Source organism: Pseudomonas palleroniana (assembly GCF_003031675.1).
In the GTDB taxonomy this organism is placed as follows: domain Bacteria; phylum Pseudomonadota; class Gammaproteobacteria; order Pseudomonadales; family Pseudomonadaceae; genus Aquipseudomonas; species Aquipseudomonas palleroniana.
In genome coordinates this window covers 1-16078 of sequence record NZ_PYWX01000003.1, presented here as the reverse complement: position 1 = coordinate 16078, position 16078 = coordinate 1, and the positions used below count along the sequence as shown (strand labels likewise).

The 16078-nt window shown below is 61.1% G+C and carries 15 protein-coding genes; 1 reads left to right on the top strand and 14 read right to left on the bottom strand.

Going from position 1 to position 16078, the window contains the following annotated elements; translation table 11 throughout:
• Positions 1 to 28: 28 nt before the first annotated feature.
• Entirely contained in the window at positions 29 to 814 is a 786-nt protein-coding gene (lptF, locus tag C9383_RS00595) for a lipotoxin F family OmpA-related lipoprotein LptF (protein ID WP_060754009.1), read from the top strand.
• A gap of 50 nt (positions 815 to 864) precedes the next feature.
• Here the strand turns inward: lptF and C9383_RS28085 are convergent, their stop codons facing one another.
• The 14 genes from C9383_RS28085 to C9383_RS00530 form a co-directional block, all read right to left on the bottom strand.
• Positions 865 to 1005: a hypothetical protein gene (locus C9383_RS28085; protein WP_158510685.1), complete on the bottom strand. Its 141-nt coding sequence runs from the start codon at positions 1003 to 1005 to the stop codon at positions 865 to 867.
• 152 nt (positions 1006 to 1157) lie between these two features.
• The gene (locus C9383_RS00590; RefSeq protein WP_060754008.1) at positions 1158 to 1484 is read right to left on the bottom strand and encodes a PA3694 family proteiin; all 327 of its coding nucleotides are present in this window, start codon (positions 1482 to 1484) and stop codon (positions 1158 to 1160) included.
• On the bottom strand, positions 1481 to 2386 hold the full coding sequence (locus C9383_RS00585; RefSeq protein WP_090366426.1) for an alpha/beta hydrolase: 906 nt from the start codon (positions 2384 to 2386) through the stop codon (positions 1481 to 1483). Before C9383_RS00585 ends, C9383_RS00590 begins: the two co-directional genes overlap by 4 nt.
• Before the next feature lie 27 nt (positions 2387 to 2413).
• Positions 2414 to 3691: a flavohemoglobin expression-modulating QEGLA motif protein gene (locus C9383_RS00580; protein WP_060754006.1), complete on the bottom strand. Its 1278-nt coding sequence runs from the start codon at positions 3689 to 3691 to the stop codon at positions 2414 to 2416.
• A 73-nt stretch (positions 3692 to 3764) separates the two neighbouring features.
• On the bottom strand, positions 3765 to 4481 hold the full coding sequence (locus C9383_RS00575; protein ID WP_174554022.1) for a TetR/AcrR family transcriptional regulator: 717 nt from the start codon (positions 4479 to 4481) through the stop codon (positions 3765 to 3767).
• 106 nt (positions 4482 to 4587) lie between these two features.
• Positions 4588 to 6090: a lysine--tRNA ligase gene (gene lysS / locus C9383_RS00570; protein WP_060754004.1), complete on the bottom strand. Its 1503-nt coding sequence runs from the start codon at positions 6088 to 6090 to the stop codon at positions 4588 to 4590.
• Positions 6091 to 6153: 63 nt separating this feature from the next.
• Positions 6154 to 7249, bottom strand: a protein-coding gene (gene prfB, locus C9383_RS00565; RefSeq protein ID WP_098465888.1) for a peptide chain release factor 2 whose coding sequence is annotated in 2 segments (ribosomal slippage) — positions 6154 to 7176 and positions 7178 to 7249 — 1095 coding nt in all. Because the reading frame shifts where the segments join, the coding sequence is not laid out codon by codon here.
• 110 nt (positions 7250 to 7359) lie between these two features.
• Positions 7360 to 8361 carry a response regulator gene (locus C9383_RS00560; protein WP_060754003.1) on the bottom strand — a complete coding sequence of 334 codons (1002 nt, stop codon included), beginning with the start codon at positions 8359 to 8361 and terminating at the stop codon, positions 7360 to 7362.
• Between the two features lie 51 nt (positions 8362 to 8412).
• Positions 8413 to 9423, bottom strand: a complete 1011-nt coding sequence (cheB, locus tag C9383_RS00555) for a chemotaxis response regulator protein-glutamate methylesterase (RefSeq protein ID WP_060754002.1) — start codon at positions 9421 to 9423, stop codon at positions 8413 to 8415.
• Positions 9420 to 11684 carry a hybrid sensor histidine kinase/response regulator gene (locus C9383_RS00550; RefSeq protein ID WP_090366428.1) on the bottom strand — a complete coding sequence of 755 codons (2265 nt, stop codon included), beginning with the start codon at positions 11682 to 11684 and terminating at the stop codon, positions 9420 to 9422. The genes cheB and C9383_RS00550 overlap by 4 nt, the downstream gene beginning before the upstream one ends.
• Positions 11681 to 12382: a chemotaxis protein CheW gene (locus C9383_RS00545; protein ID WP_090366430.1), complete on the bottom strand. Its 702-nt coding sequence runs from the start codon at positions 12380 to 12382 to the stop codon at positions 11681 to 11683. The genes C9383_RS00550 and C9383_RS00545 overlap by 4 nt, the downstream gene beginning before the upstream one ends.
• Positions 12379 to 13638, bottom strand: coding sequence for a CheR family methyltransferase (locus C9383_RS00540; RefSeq protein ID WP_090366431.1), 1260 nt, complete (start codon positions 13636 to 13638; stop codon positions 12379 to 12381). Before C9383_RS00540 ends, C9383_RS00545 begins: the two co-directional genes overlap by 4 nt.
• The gene (locus tag C9383_RS00535; protein ID WP_090366433.1) at positions 13635 to 14147 is read right to left on the bottom strand and encodes a chemotaxis protein CheW; all 513 of its coding nucleotides are present in this window, start codon (positions 14145 to 14147) and stop codon (positions 13635 to 13637) included. Before C9383_RS00535 ends, C9383_RS00540 begins: the two co-directional genes overlap by 4 nt.
• Positions 14147 to 15769, bottom strand: a complete 1623-nt coding sequence (locus C9383_RS00530; protein WP_090366435.1) for a methyl-accepting chemotaxis protein — start codon at positions 15767 to 15769, stop codon at positions 14147 to 14149. The genes C9383_RS00535 and C9383_RS00530 overlap by 1 nt, the downstream gene beginning before the upstream one ends.
• Between the last annotated feature and the right edge of the window lie 309 nt (positions 15770 to 16078).

The following is a 16078-nucleotide window of genomic DNA, read 5'->3' as shown; positions in this document are numbered from 1 at the left end:
GAAATCGAACTGAAAGGACGACACGATTATGCGTAAACAACTGATGATCCCTGCCCTGTTGGCAATGAGCGTTGCTCTGGCGGCCTGCTCCACCCCACCGAACCAGAACCTGGAAAACGCCAAGACCAATTTCGCGGCTTTGCAGACCAACCCGCAAGCCACCAAGTTGGCGGCTCTGGAAACCAAGGACGCCAGCGATTGGTTGGACAAGGCTGAAAAAGCCTACCGTGACAAGGAAGACGAGAAGAAAGTCGACCAGTTGGCCTACCTGACCAACCAGCGCGTTGAAGTGGCCAAAGACACCATCGTGCTGCGTGAATCCGAAGCCAAGCTGAAAAACGCCGGTGACGAACGTGCCCGCGCCCTGCTGCAAGCCCGTGATGCGCAGATCAAGCAACTGCAAGACAGCTTGAACGCCAAGCAGACCGATCGTGGCACCCTGGTGACTTTCGGTGACGTGCTGTTCGCCACCAACAAGTCCGACCTGAAATCCAGCGGCCTGGTCAACATCACCAAGCTGGCGCAGTTCCTGCGCGATAACCCGGACCGTAAAGTGATCGTCGAAGGCTACACCGACAGCACCGGTTCCGATTCGTACAACCAGAGCCTGTCCGAGCGTCGTGCCGCTTCGGTACAACGTGCACTGGCGCAACAAGGCGTGGATATCTCGCGCATCGTGACCCAGGGTTACGGCAAGGAATACCCGGTTGCCGACAACGGCAGCGCATCGGGCCGTGCCATGAACCGTCGCGTTGAAGTGACCATCTCCAACGACAACCAGCCAGTCAAGCCGCGCTCCAGCCTGGCTAACTGATTGATTGAAGCTGGATAAAAAAACCCACCGGAGACGGTGGGTTTTTTCGTTCAGTACTGGATCTGGGGTTTATTTTCGTCGGCGCCGAAAGGATCAAACTCCAGCTTGCGCTTCAGTTCATCTCGCTTCGCTTGGGGCGACTCAGCCTCGCACTCGCTGCACTCATCCAGAATCTGCTGCGCCCGGGCCATGTCCAACATCCTACTGATCGCACCGATATTCACCGTGACTTCCCCCCTGGCTGACTATTCGTAAGTTACCCGTCAGCACCGCTGACTGGGCATTGAGTGGCGTCTTACGGAATACGGTTCCAGATATTTCAGAAACGGTTAATTGGAGCGATTTACTGCTGAAGTTGCGGTGTTTCCTGGCCGAGGCAGCGCACAGCCTGTTTCTTGTTGTTGACCAGCACGCCGCTGAGGCCCTTCTGATCGGTGTCGAACATCACCAGCACACCGTCAACGCACTGCGCCACTTGCGCGGCCGGGGTCAGGGAGATTTTGTAATCCTCTCCCGGCACGGTCTTGAGCATCGTGAAATCGCTCAGAAGCAATGCGTCCTCCGGCTTGGCGAAATGCAGGTAGCCATAAAACCACAGGCAACCGACGGTACCGATGATGGTGCCGATACCGGTGAGGATCAGTGGAATCATGTTGCGTTCTTCACTCATTGCGGGCTCTCTGATGAATCAACTTTAGGAGTCGGATAATTCGGGATCTCGCCCAGGCGGCGCAGGCCGTTGAAGTGCTGCGGATCGTCCAGATAACGCAGCATCACGGTCTGCCAGGTCGTGTCGGCAAAGGTCTGCACATGATCGCCACGGGTCAATTGCAATACACGCGGCGGCGGCGCGGCCTGATACAAGCGGATACCGTTGGCCAGCGGCACAATCGGGTCATCCAGGCTATGGAACAGCAGCTTGGGTACACCGGTCAGCGCCGGCATGGCGTTGATCGCACTGTCGGCGTCGGGCACCAGCCAGGACAGCGGCACCTGGAATGGCCATGTTAACCAGGAAGTGCTCAAGGCGAATTGCCCTACGTCACGATAACTGGCGGGCACGCCATCCAGCACCAAGGCCTTCAGTTGGGGTTGACGCTCCGGGTGCGCGGCCAGGTAATGCACAGCCAGCGCACCGCCCAGGCTTTGCCCCAGGACAACCAGGGGTTGGCCCCGGGTTTCAGGCGCTTGATCGAGCCATTGCCAGGCCGCATCGATATCCTGGTAAATCGCCGGCAATGACGGTTTACCCTCCGATAACCCGTAGCCACGGTAGTCGAGCATCAACACCTGATAGCCCTGCTCCGGCAACCACCAACTGCCACCGAGGTGCCAGGCCAGGTTGCCGCCATTGCCGTGCAGATGAAGCACCGTGCCCTTGAGCGGCACGCCGGGCTTGGCCGGCAACCACCAGGCGTGAAGTTTTACCCCGTCAGCGGTCGTGAGGGTGACGTCACGGTAGTGCAGGTGCGCTTTTTCCGGCGTGAACGGCAGGCCGGGTTCGGGATAGAACAGCAGTGAACTGCAGCCGCTCAATGTCAGTAACAGGCACAGAATACCGAGGACTCTCATCCGTTAAAGCCTCCACAGGCCAATAACCTAAAGAATATTGGAGTAATCGGCCTCGATCCGGTCCAGGCTCAAGTGGTTGAGGAAGTTGGAAAAGCACATCCAGGCCGCCAACGCGTTCATGTCGCGAAACTGCTCGGGCAGGTATTTGGGCGGTACCACCAGGCCTTCGTCGACCAGTTGGCGCAAGGTGCGCATGTCTTCCAGGGTGGTCTTGCCGCAGAACAACAGCGGCACTTGTTCCAGCTTGCCTTTGCGCACTGCGAGCTGGATGTAGTTGTAGACCATGATAAAGCCCTTGAGGTAGGACAGATCCTTGGTAAACGGTAAGCCGGTCGGCACCGAACCTCGGAACACCCGGCTGGCATTGCCGTAGCTTTCAGCCATCTCAAAGCCCTGCTCGCGGAAGAACTCGAACACCTGCAGGAAGTCAGCGCCCTCTTCCACCATATGGATGGCGCGGGTGCGGTTGGTCAATTTACGCAAGCGGCTTGGGTAAGAGGCGAAGGTGATGATTTCCATCAGAATCGCCAAGCCTTCCTGGGTCACGGTGGACGACGGTGGGCCCTTGGACAGGAACGTGCAGATCGGCTGGTTCAGGCCGTTCAGGGTGGTGCCGACGTGGACCAGACCTTCATGCACCTCCAGGGCGCGCACATCGCGCTCGTTGAACATCGCGTCGGCGCGGATCTTGATGTAGTCGGCCCCCGCCGCAGCGTCAGCGACAATCCCATCGGACTCGAACACACGGATGGTTTCCTCGGCCTCGCCAAACACTTTATTCAAGCGGGTTTGCAGCAAGGCGACGGCATCCTTGGCCGTCAGGGTCTTGGCTTCGTCCTTGAGGTCGCCACGGCCGTCGATATTGTTCAGGTAGTCGGAGAGCATCAGGCCGAGGTCCGCCAGGGTCGGGTCGCCGGCATGGAACGCATCGGAGGCGGCGCCGTACAGCTCCTGGGAAATCAGGCCGAAATCCTCGGTGCCGCGGGCTTCGAGCATGCGCACGACCATGCGGTACTCGCGGCACATGCGGCGCATGATCTGCCCGACCGGGCTGAACTGGCCGAGACGGCGGGTAATGTCCCGCTCGATGTTCTGGAACTCCAGCTTCACGGCGCTGGAATCGAACGACAACGGTCGGTTGAGGTAGTAATCACGATCCACGGCAGGCATGGCCTTGCCCTTGGCCTTGAGGAACCCCTGGCGAATATTTTCGTCCCACTTCACGGCGTCAAGGACGCGAATCGGTGTTTGCGCCAGCACAATGCGATCAGACAAGGTGCGTATCGTCTGCTGGTAATCGTCCACCTGGTGCTTCCTCTATAAACGTTATCGGCTCGCGCGCTGCAGGTGCAAGGTGAGTGTTACCTGGAGCGTAGTGTCAGACCGAGGCCAACACCAAATGCATGTATCGCTTGAGAATCGCGAGCATCTCTTCACCGGTCAGCGGCTCCAGACCGTCAAGCAGGCCCTGATACTCCATCCGACCGATAATCGCCGTCAACACTTTGGCATCCTGTTGCGGCTCGCGAGAGCCCAGTACCTGGAAAAACTGCCCGGTGCCCTGCAACAGAATCTGCTGGTGGGAACGCACCAGCTCGGCCAGGCGCGGGTTGAGCAGCGCTTCCTGACGAAACGCCTGCTCGGCCATCAGGTACTCGCGACGGTTGGTCAACTGGCGCAAGACGTAATCGGCGGTCAGCCGCGCAATATCATCGGCCAATTGCGAACGGGATTCGGGGCTGCCGTCACCATAAGCGACCATTTCGCGCAGCAGGCCCTCATTGCGCACCCACAGCTTGCCCATGTAGGCCGCGCTGCGTTCGACGTATTGGGCAAACGTGTCGGTGAGCAGATCATCGATATCCTTGAAGTAATAGGTGGTGGCCGACAACGGCACACCCGCCTCCGCCGCCACGGCGCGATGGCGCACGGCGCGCACGCCGTCACGCACCACGATGCGCATCGCCGCATCGAGAATGTCTTGCCGACGTTGCTCGCTGCCCCGGCGACTGGCCTTGCGGCCCTGGTACTGGACACTTTCAGCCACGGCAGCCGCAATGCCGGCGGCGCCTTCTTGAGCCATTACGCGGTTCACCACACACATCCTTGCATTGATCAAAATCTGGCGCTGTTCGCTTGACGCTTATAGACGCCGCATAAAAAAGCCGCCTTATATAAGGCGGCTTCGGATTACGCTACGGTCACGCTTGTGGCCGCATGTGCGGGAACAAGATCACATCGCGGATCGACGGTGAGTTGGTCAACAACATCACCAGGCGGTCGATGCCGATACCTTCGCCCGCCGTCGGCGGCATGCCGTACTCCAGGGCGCGGACGAAGTCGGCGTCGTAGTGCATGGCTTCGTCGTCGCCGGCGTCCTTGTCGGCCACCTGGGCCATGAAGCGCTCGGCCTGGTCTTGCGCGTCGTTAAGCTCGGAGTAAGCGTTGGCGATTTCGCGGCCGCCGATGAACAGCTCGAAACGGTCGGTGACGTTCGGGTTGTCGTCATTGCGACGGGCCAGCGGCGACACTTCGAACGGGTACTGGGTAATGAAGTGCGGCTGTTCGAGCTTGTGCTCCACCAGCTCTTCGAAAATCATCACCTGCAGTTTGCCCAGGCCTTCGAAACCCAGCACCTTGGCGCCGGCTTTCTTGGCAATGGCACGGGCCTTGTCGATGTCGTTCAGGTCGTCAGCGGTCAACTCAGGGTTGTACTTGAGGATCGAATCGAACACCGACAGGCGCACGAACGGCTCGCCGAAGTGGAACACCTTGTCGCCGTACGGTACGTCGGTGCTGCCCAGGACCAACTGCGCCAGCTCGCGGAACAGCTCTTCGGTCAGGTCCATGTTGTCTTCGTAGTCGGCGTAAGCCTGGTAGAACTCCAACATGGTGAATTCTGGGTTGTGACGAGTCGAAACGCCTTCGTTACGGAAGTTGCGGTTGATCTCGAAAACTTTCTCGAAGCCGCCCACCACCAGGCGCTTGAGGTACAGCTCGGGGGCAATACGCAGGAACATTTCCATGTCCAGCGCATTGTGGTGGGTTTCGAACGGCTTGGCTGCAGCGCCGCCAGGAATGGTCTGCAACATCGGCGTTTCGACTTCGAGGAAGTCGCGCTTCATCAGGAAGCTGCGGATGTGCGCGATGACTTGCGAACGCACGCGGAAGGTCTGGCGCACGTCTTCGTTGACGATCAGGTCAACGTAGCGCTGGCGGTAGCGCTGTTCGGTGTCGGTCAGGCCATGGTGCTTGTCCGGCAGCGGGCGCAGGGATTTGGTCAGCAGGCGCACGCTGGTCATTTCGACGTACAGGTCACCCTTGCCGGAACGGGCCAGGGTGCCTTCGGCGGCGATGATGTCGCCCATGTCCCAGGTTTTCACCGCGGCCAGGGTTTCTTCAGGCAAGGTCTTGCGGTTGACGTAGACCTGGATACGCCCGGTCATGTCCTGGATCACCAGGAACGAGCCACGGTCGAGCATGATGCGACCGGCAACCTTGACCGGGATTGCAGCCTCTGCCAGCTCTTCCTTGGTCTTGTCCGCGTACTGTTTCTGCAAGGCATCGCAGTAGTTGTCGCGGCGGAAGTCGTTGGGGAAGGCATTGCCCTTGGCGCGCTCGGCAGCAAGCTTTTCCTTGCGCAGGGCGATCAGGGAGTTTTCTTCCTGTTGCAGGGCTTGCGGGTCGAGTTGTTGGTCGCTCATGTCTTTAAATCTTCCATCAGGTTCGTTGTCCCCGGCCTGCGGCCGGGGATCGCCGGCAAGGGATTACAGGCCGGATTTCAGGCTGGCTTCCAGGTATTCGTCGATATCACCGTCGAGCACCTTGTCACAATCGCTGCGTTCGATGTTGGTGCGCAGATCCTTGATCCGCGACGCGTCGAGCACATAGGAGCGGATCTGGTGACCCCAGCCGATATCCGACTTGGTGTCTTCCAGTGCCTGGGAAGCGGCGTTGCGCTTCTGCATTTCCTGCTCGTACAACTTGGCCCGCAGCATTTTCATGGCGGTGTCCTTGTTCGCGTGCTGGGAACGTTCGTTCTGGCAGCTGACCACCGTGTTGGTCGGCACGTGGGTGATACGCACGGCCGAGTCGGTGGTGTTTACGTGCTGGCCACCGGCGCCGGAGGAGCGATAGGTGTCGATCCGCAGGTCGGCCGGGTTGATCTCGATTTCCACCTTGTCATCGATCTCCGGCGAGACGAACACCGCAGAGAACGAAGTATGGCGACGGTTGCCGGAGTCGAACGGGCTCTTGCGCACCAGGCGGTGCACGCCGATCTCGGTACGCAGCCAACCAAAGGCGTATTCGCCCTTGATATGCACGGTCGCGCCCTTGATACCGGCGACTTCACCGGCCGACAATTCCATGATGGTGGCGTCGAAACCGCGTTTGTCGGCCCAGCGCAGGTACATGCGCAACAGGATGTTGGCCCAGTCCTGGGCTTCGGTGCCGCCGGAACCGGCCTGGATATCCAGGTAGGCGTTGTTCGGGTCCATTTCGTGGCTGAACATGCGACGGAATTCAAGCTTGGCGAGGTTTTCCTCGAGACGGGCCAACTCGGCGACGACATCGCCCACTGCGCCTTCGTCGTTTTCTTCGACGGCCATGTCCAGCAGGTCACGGCAATCGGCCAGACCGGTATTCAATTCGTCGAGGGTGTCGACGATCTGCGCCAGCGCAGCGCGCTCGCGGCCCAGTTCCTGGGCGTATTCAGGTTTGTTCCAGACACTCGGATCTTCAAGCTCGCGATTGACTTCGGTCAGACGCTCATGCTTTTGATCGTAGTCAAAGATACCCCCGAATAGTTTCGGAGCGCTCGGACAGGTCCTTGATGGTGTTAAGGATCGGGTTGATTTCCATGGCGGGCAGCACTCGTTGGCGAACTTTTGAAAGCCGGCGAGTATAACGGCAATCGGGCTGAAACGGCAGCCCGCTTGGCGAAAAGGCGGGGTTTGCTCCCTGCCACCCGGTTATTCGATACCGACCTGATTGCGCCCGTTGTGCTTGGCCATATACAACCCCTTGTCCGCCGCCATGATCAACTGCCGATAATCCGTGCCCTGCTTGGGCGTCAGGGTCGACAGGCCGATGCTGATGGTCAGGCACGATCCCTCGGTCGGCGCGATGTGCGGGATTTTCAGGGCCGCCACCGCCATGCGCAGCTTTTCCGCGACCAGTCGGGCGCCGCCCGGCGAGGTGCTCGGCAGCACCAGGGCAAATTCTTCACCGCCATAACGCGCCGGCAAATCCGAAGGACGGCTGCTGGCCTCGCGAATGGTGGCAGCGACCTTGCGCAGGGCTTCGTCGCCTTCGACATGGCCGAAGTTGTCGTTGTAGCTCTTGAAAAAGTCCACGTCGATCATCAACAGCGAGAGCTGGGTCTGGTCACGCATGGCACGGCGCCACTCCAGCTCCAGGTATTCGTCGAAGTGGCGACGGTTGGACAGCCCGGTGAGGCCATCGGAGTTCATCAGGCGTTGCAGCACCAGGTTGGTGTCCAGCAACTGTTGCTGGCTGACCCGCAGCGCACGGTAGGCCGCATCCCGTTGCAGCAGCGTCATGTAGGAGCGCGAGTGATAGCGAATGCGCGCCACCAGCTCGATGTTGTCCGGCAGCTTCACCAGGTAGTCGTTGGCGCCCGCGGCAAAGGCAGCGCTCTTGATCAGCGGGTCTTCCTTGGTGGACAGCACGATGATCGGGATATTCGCGGTGGCCGGGTGGTTGCGGTATTCGCGAACCAGGGTCAGGCCGTCCAGCCCCGGCATCACCAGGTCTTGCAGGATCACCGTGGGCTTGATGCGAATCGCCTGGGCAATCGCCTGATGCGGATCGGCGCAGAAGTGGAAGTCGATGTTCTCTTCATGGGCCAGGCCGCGTCGCACGGCTTCGCCGATCATCGCCTGGTCGTCAACCAGCAACACCATGGCGGCATTTTCATCGGTCTTGAAGTCGTCGAGCTGTAAATCATTCATGTGCAGTCACCTGAATTACCACCTGCAAACCAGCAGCACGGGAGGTTTTGATCATTTTGCAAAGACCTCCAGCAATCGGGGCGCAATTCTATCCAGTGGGCGAATTTCAACAGCGGCATCAATCGCCGCCGCCGCTTTGGGCATGCCATACACCGCCGAACTCTGTTGGTCCTGGGCGATGGTCAAATATCCTTGTTCACGCAGTAATTTGAGCCCTTGGGCGCCATCGCGCCCCATGCCGGTCAGCAATACGCCGACGGCATCGCCATTCCAGTGGCTGGCGACGCTCTCGAAAAACACGTCGATGGAAGGTCGATAAATCTCGTTCACCGGCTCGGCGGTATAGGCCAGCGTGCCGTTTTTCAGCAGGCGGATGTGGTGATTGGTGCCGGCCAGCAAGACTACGCCGCTTTGTGGCGGTTCGCCTTCACGGGCCAGGCGCACCGGCAGGCCGGACGCACTGCTCAACCACTCGGCCATGCCGGCGGCGAACACCTGATCCACATGCTGCACCAGCACAATGGCGGCGGGAAAGTCGCCTGGCAAGCCCTTGAGCAGGGTTTCCAGGGCAGCCGGCCCTCCCGCCGACGAGCCAATCGCTACCAGGCTCTGACGCTTGCCGGTAGCACGTTGCGGCGTCGCGTCGGCGCGCACGCGGCTGCCGCGCTGACCAATCAGCCAGCCGATGTTAAGGATCTTGCGCAGCAGCGGCGCCGCTGCATCCTTGGGGTTGCCCACGCCCAGCGCCGGTGTGTCCACTACGTCCAGGGCACCATGGCCCATGGCTTCGAACACGCGGCTGACGTTGGCCTGGCGGTCCACGGTGACAATCAGGATCGGGCACGGAGTATCGGCCATGATCTGACGGGTGGCTTCCACGCCATCCATCACCGGCATGATCAGGTCCATCAGGATCAGGTCCGGGGTCAGTTCGGCGCAACGTTGCACGGCTTCCAGGCCGTTGCTGGCCACCCACACCACTTCGTGGGCAGGCTCGAAACTGAGTGCGCGGCGCAGCGCCTCCACCGCCAGGGACATGTCATTGACGATCGCAATCCTCATGCCCGGGCTCCTCCGATCAGTTCGACCACGGCGTCGAGCAAGGCGTCATCGTGAAAACTGGCTTTGGCTAAATAATAGTCGGCGCCGGCATCCAGTCCACGGCGGCGGTCTTCTTCGCGATCCTTGTACGACACCACCATCACCGGCAACGATTGCAGGCGACTGTCACGACGCAGAAGTGTGACCAATTCGATACCGTCCATGCGAGGCATATCAATGTCAGTGATAAGCAGGTCGAAGTCTTCGGAGCGCAAGGCGTTCCAGCCGTCCATGCCGTCGACTGCAACGGCCACTTCATATCCGCGGTTTAACAGCAATTTGCGTTGCAGCTCACGTACGGTCAGCGAGTCATCCACGACCAGCACCCGTTTGCGCGCAGCTTCGGTGGCCTGCTGGCTGCGCCTCGCGATGCGCTCCAGGCGGCCGGTGTTGAGCAGCTTGTCCACCGAGCGCAGCATGTCTTCGACATCCACGATCAACACCACCGAACCATCATCCAGCAAGGCGCCGGCGGAGATGTCCTGGACCTTGCCCAAGCGATCATCCAGCGGCAACACCACCAGGGTGCGCTCGCCGATGAAACGCTCCACCGCAATGCCATACACCGCATCGCGTTCGCGGATGACCACGACCTTCAATGTCGCGTCATTGCTTTGCGCCGCCGGGCGCTGCAACAACTGGCTGGCGGCAACCAGACCGACATGCCGGCCCTCGTGCCAGAAATGCTGGCGGCCTTCCAACTGGACAATATCGTCCGGCGACAGGTCGCACATGCGCTCGATATGCGCCAGCGGAAAAGCATAGGCTTCACCGCCGACTTCCACCACGAGGCTGCGCACCACCGACAGGGTCAACGGCACTTCCAGATGGAAGCGACTGCCCTGCCCCGCCGCCTGCTCCAGCACCACCGCGCCGCGCAATTGCCGGACCATATGCTGCACCGCATCCAGGCCCACGCCGCGTCCGGACACTTCGGTAACTTTGTCGCGCAGGCTGAAACCGGGCAGGAACAGGAACGTCAGCAGTTCCTCCTCGCTCAAACGCAAGGCGGTTTCCGGCGGTGACAGGTGCCGGTCGACGATGGTCCCACGCAGGCGCTCAAGGTCGACGCCATTGCCGTCATCGCTCAGTTCCAGCACCAGCAACCCCGCCTGATGGGAAGCACGCAGACGGATCAGGCCCTCGGCCGGCTTGCCCGCCAGGATACGCTGCTCGGGCATTTCGATGCCGTGGTCGACGGCATTGCGCAGCAAATGAGTGAGCGGCGCCTCGAGCTTTTCCAACACGTCGCGATCGACCTGGGTCTTTTCGCCTTCGATTTCCAGGCGCACCTGCTTGCCCAGGCTGCGCCCGAGGTCGCGGACCATGCGCACCTGCCCGGCCAGTACATCGGCAAAGGGCCGCATGCGACAGGCCAGCGCGGTGTCGTAAAGCACCTGGGCACGCTGCCCGGCCTGCCAGCCGAACTCATCCAGCTCGACGATTTTTTCCGCCAGCAGGGCCTGGGCTTCGCTCAGCAAACGCCGGGTATCGGCCAGCGCTTCCTCGGCTTCGAGGTTCAAATCCAGCGCCCTGAGCTGGCCGTCCAGCGTATCCAGTGCGCGTGCGCCGTTACTTTGAATCCGCTTGAGGCGCTGCATGCTTGCCAGGTAAGGCTTGAGCCGCTGGGTTTCCACCAGGGACTTGCTGGACAGGTCCAACAGACTGTTCAAGCGCTCGGCGGTCACGCGCAGCACGCGCTCGCCACCCTCGGTCATCGGTTTGCTCTGGCGCGGCAACGCCGGCTCGGGCTCGGGTGCAGGCGCTTCAATGATCGGCGCCGGGGCAGGCTCGGGCGGTGGTGGCGGTGGCGCGACGTTGGCAGTCGGCTGCGACGGATCGAGCAGCCGTTCCATCAATGCCACATAGGCATCAATATCGGCCGCCCCCACATCATTGCCGGGGGTGGCAATGCGCATCAGCAAATCAGTGCCCTGCAGCAGAGCGTCGATATGCTCAGGTTGCAGGTACAGGCGGCTTTCCTGGGCACTGACCAGGCAGTCCTCCATGACGTGAGCCACGCTGACCCCGGCGTCCACACCGACGATGCGGGCCGCGCCCTTGAGCGAATGGGCGGCGCGCATGCAGGCCTCAAGCTGGTCGGCCTGGGTCGGGTTACGCTCCAGGGCCAGCAGGCCCGCGCTCAATACCTGGGTCTGCGCATCGGCTTCCAGGCTGAACAGTTCCAGCAACGAGGCATCGCGCATCTGGTCGGGGGTCATGTGAGGCTCCGGGTCACGGCGGACAGCAATTGCGCCTCGTCCAGCCAACGCAGGCTGCGGCCCTTCCACTGCAACACACCCTGGGTGAAGCGCGCGCTGGCCTGGGTGCCGGAGGCGGACGCGGCCTTCAAGGCGCGTTCATCGATGGCATGGATGCCGTCGACTTCGTCCACCGGCACCACCACCGGACCGTCCTGCGCGGCGATGATCAACATGCGCGGCATGATGCGCCCGCCCGTCGCGCCATGATCGGTGACGTCCAGGCCAAGCAGCTCGACCAGCGACAGGCACGCCACCAGCGCGCCGCGTACGTTGGCCACGCCGAGCAATGCCCGTGAGCGCTGATGCGGCAGGGAATGGATCGGTTGCAGCGGTGCCACTTCCACCAGGCAGCGGGTGGCGATGCCCAGCCATTCTTCGCCGAGGCGGAACATCAGCAGGGAACGGGTGGCCACGTTCTCGTCGACGGCGTCGGCGGCGATCGCGTGGCGATCGTCCTGCTGCAACGCATAGCGGTCGAGCAAGCGCGTGGCGGCGGCGGAATACACCGAGCAGTTGCGGCAGTGAATATGTTCGGCCAGCAACGGGCAGGATTTGTCGCCATGGATGCCGATACGGTTCCAGCAATCGTCGATGCGTTGGGTGTCGGTCAGGGTCAGGTCAAGACCCGCAGTGTCGAGCGCGTCGGAGGTACTCATCGTTTGGACTCACTGTCAGCTCGCTCGCTACGCGCGGCCCGCGCCTGCAAACGGCGCGCCCCCGCACTGTCGCCCTGGGACTCGAGCAACGCGGCCAGATGCATCAGGGCCTGCGGGTGCTGCGGTTCCAGGTATAGGGCTTTGCGGTAATACCCCTGGGCTTCCAAGGCGCTGCCGGCCACATCGCTGAGCAAGCCCAGCCAGTAAAACACTTGGGCGACCGGCGGGTGGTTGCTCAAATACTGTTCACAGGCAGCCCGGGCCTCAGCACTTTTGCCCTCATTGGCCAGGGTGGCGATCCGGCTGAGCAAATCACCCGCGTCCGTCTGCGGTGCCTTGATCGGCAGCACCTGGGCGCTGACCGTGCTGAACGGGCGCGGTTTGGGCGGGATCGGTGCTGCGCTGCGCGCCGGCACGGGGGCCGGCATCGGCACGAAAACCGGCGCAGGCTTCACCGGTTCCACATGTCGGCTGAAGGCAAAGGACTGTGGCACGCCAATCGAGCGCATGCCATGGCGCCCCAGCAAACTGCCTTCGGCCGGGCCGATAAACAGCACACCATCGACATGGGTCAAGCCCTTGAGCACATCGAAGACTTGTTTCTGGGTCGGCTGGTCGAAGTAGATCAGCAGGTTGCGGCAGAACACGAAGTCATAGCTGGGCTCATTCGCCAGCAACGCTGGGTCCAGCAAGTTTCCGACTTGCAGGCGCACCTGCTCACGCACTCGATCGGCAATGTGGTAACCGTCGGCCTGCTCGGTGAAATGGCGCTGGCGAAACTCAAGGTCGCCACCGCGAAAGGAATTCTTCCCGTACACCCCGCGCCGCGCCCGCTCTACCGACAGCGGGCTGACGTCCATGCCCTGCACCTTGAACTGATGTGGGGCCAGGCCGGCATCGAGCAACGCCATGGCAATCGAATAGGGCTCTTCGCCGGTCGAACATGGCAGGCTGAGAATGCGCAAAGCGCGCAGTTGGTTGATCTCGGCCAGACGCGCCTTGGCCAGGCGCGCCAAGGTGGCAAAGGACTCCGGGTACCGGAAAAACCAGGTCTCGGGAACAATCACCGCCTCGATCAGCGCTTGCTGCTCGTCCTGCGAGCTTTGCAATCGCTGCCAATAGTGCTCCAGCGTCACCGCCTGCACGGCCTGGCTGCGCTGGCGCACGGCGCGCTCGATAATGGCCTCGCCCACCGATGCGACGTCCAGGCCAATGCGTTCTTTCAGGAAGGTAAAGAAACGGGGGTCGCTGTTCATAGGCTCAGCTCGGCAGAAAATAGCAAAGCGCGGGCTTCATCGGTCAATAACTCGGACACGCCGATCCACTGCATCAAGCCCTGGGCATCTTCACGCACCAGCCCCAGGTAAGGCGCTTGCCGATTGTCGAGGCCATAGGGTTGAAACTCGGTAGGGTAGCAACGCAAGGTGTCGGTAGCCTGCTCCAGGATCAGCCCGAGCCTGCGCGCCTCGATCCAGGGTTGCGGCTGGTAGTTGACCAGCACCAGACGAGTACTGGTACGCACTTGGGCGGCTGTGCCGAAGGTCAGCGCACTGAGGTCGATCACCGGTACCAACACCCCGCGATGGGCAAATATGCCTGCCACCCACGCCGGCGCATGAGCGATGGGTTTGAGGGGCAGGCGCGGCAGCACCTCGGCCACTTCCGTGGCCTTGAGCGCATAACGTTCGCCGCCGATGTGAAACACCAGGAACAACGTCTTTTTCGCTGCCGGGACGGCACCGCGTTTAGCCGCGAAGTCGCTCATCAGACTTTGAAACGCGATACGCCGCTGCGCAGACCGACCGCAACCTGGCTCAGTTCATCAATGGCAAAACTGGCCTGGCGCAGGGACTCCACGGTCTGGCTGCTGGCATCGCCCAGTTGCACCAACGCGTGGTTGATCTGCTCGGCGCCGGTGGCCTGGGCCTGCATGCCTTCGTTGACCATCAACACCCGAGGCGCCAGGGCCTGTACCTGGTGGATGATCTGCGACAGCTGCTCGCCGACTTGCTGCACTTCGAACATGCCACGGCGCACTTCTTCAGAAAACTTGTCCATGCCCATCACGCCAGCTGACACTGCCGACTGGATCTCGCGCACCATCTGCTCGATGTCATACGTGGCCACGGCGGTCTGGTCAGCCAAGCGACGCACTTCGGTGGCAACCACCGCAAAGCCGCGGCCGTATTCGCCGGCCTTCTCGGCTTCGATGGCCGCGTTGAGCGACAACAGGTTGGTCTGGTCGGCGACCTTGACGATGGTCACCACCACCTGGTTGATATTGCCGGCCTTCTCATTGAGGATCGCCAGCTTGGCGTTGACCAGGTCGGCGGCGCCCATCACCGAATGCATGGTTTCTTCCATGCGCGCCAGCCCTTGCTGACCGGAACCGGCGGCGACCGAAGCCTGGTCGGCGGCGGTGGACACCTCGGTCATGGTGCGGACCAAGTCCTTGGACGTTGCAGCAATTTCGCGGGAAGTAGCCCCGATTTCGGTGGTGGTTGCAGCCGTTTCGGTGGCGGTCGCCTGTTGCTGCTTGGAAGTCGCGGCGATCTCGGTCACCGAGGTGGTCACCTGCACCGACGAGCGTTGGGCCTGGGACACCAGCGCAGTCAGTTCGGTCATCATGTCGTTGAAGCCGGTTTCGACTGCGCCGAATTCGTCCTTGCGCTCCAGGTTCAAGCGCTTGCTCAGGTCACCGTCACGCATGGTGCCCAGGATCGACACAATGCGCTGCATCGGCGCCGTGATTGCGCGCATCAGTAGCAAACCGCAGAGGGCGGCCGCGAGGATGGCCAGGGCCAGGGATACGAACATACTGATTTTCGCGGCGGCTACGGCATCATCGATGGCCGTGGTGGCGCGGTCGGCGACACTTTTGTTCTCGGTAATGATGTCATTGAGCTTCATGCGGCCTGCGGTCCAGGCCGGTGTCATTTCGGTGTCGAACAATTTGCGCGCAGCGGCGACATCGTTGTTCTGCAAGCGATCCACCACCCCGGCCAGGGCCTTGTTGTAAATCTGGTGCTGGGCTTCGAATTTATCGAACTCGGCCTGATCGTCACCACCCTTGATGGTGGCCTGGTAGTTGGCCATCTGTTGCAGGATGCGCGCTTCGAAGGATTTGAATTCAGCCTTGTCGGTGTCGGCTAGCCCCTTGTTTTGACCCGAACCGATCAGTTCCAGGATATGCAGGTAACTGTCGACCCAGGCGCTACGAATCATCGAACTGAGGTAAACCCCCGGCACCGCGTCGTCACGCACCGCGACTTCACTGGTTTCGATCTTCAGCAACCGTGAATAGGAGACCACAACCATTAACAGCATGATGGCGATAATGACCGCAAAGCTAGCCAAAATCCTTTGGCGCAAGGTCCAGTTCTTCACAGTAATTCCTCGAAGGCCCATTCAAATGCTGGGGAGTATAGCTGAGCGGATGCCTGCATTTATCAACAGCTTTTGCCGGACCAGGCAGAGGACGCGAATAGTTGTGAGAGGGGGCTGGTTCCCGATAGCAGTGTGCCAGGCCACTTATACATAATTGACACACCGCTATCAGGGGGCGAGCCCTAATGCCAGTCAGTTAAATGGCGGGCTGTAGAACACATCATCTGTAGTGAGCGGGCTTGCCCCGGTACAAACCGGGGACATCGTTTACATTTCTAACCGGGGACATGGTTTACAGGCTAATACGCA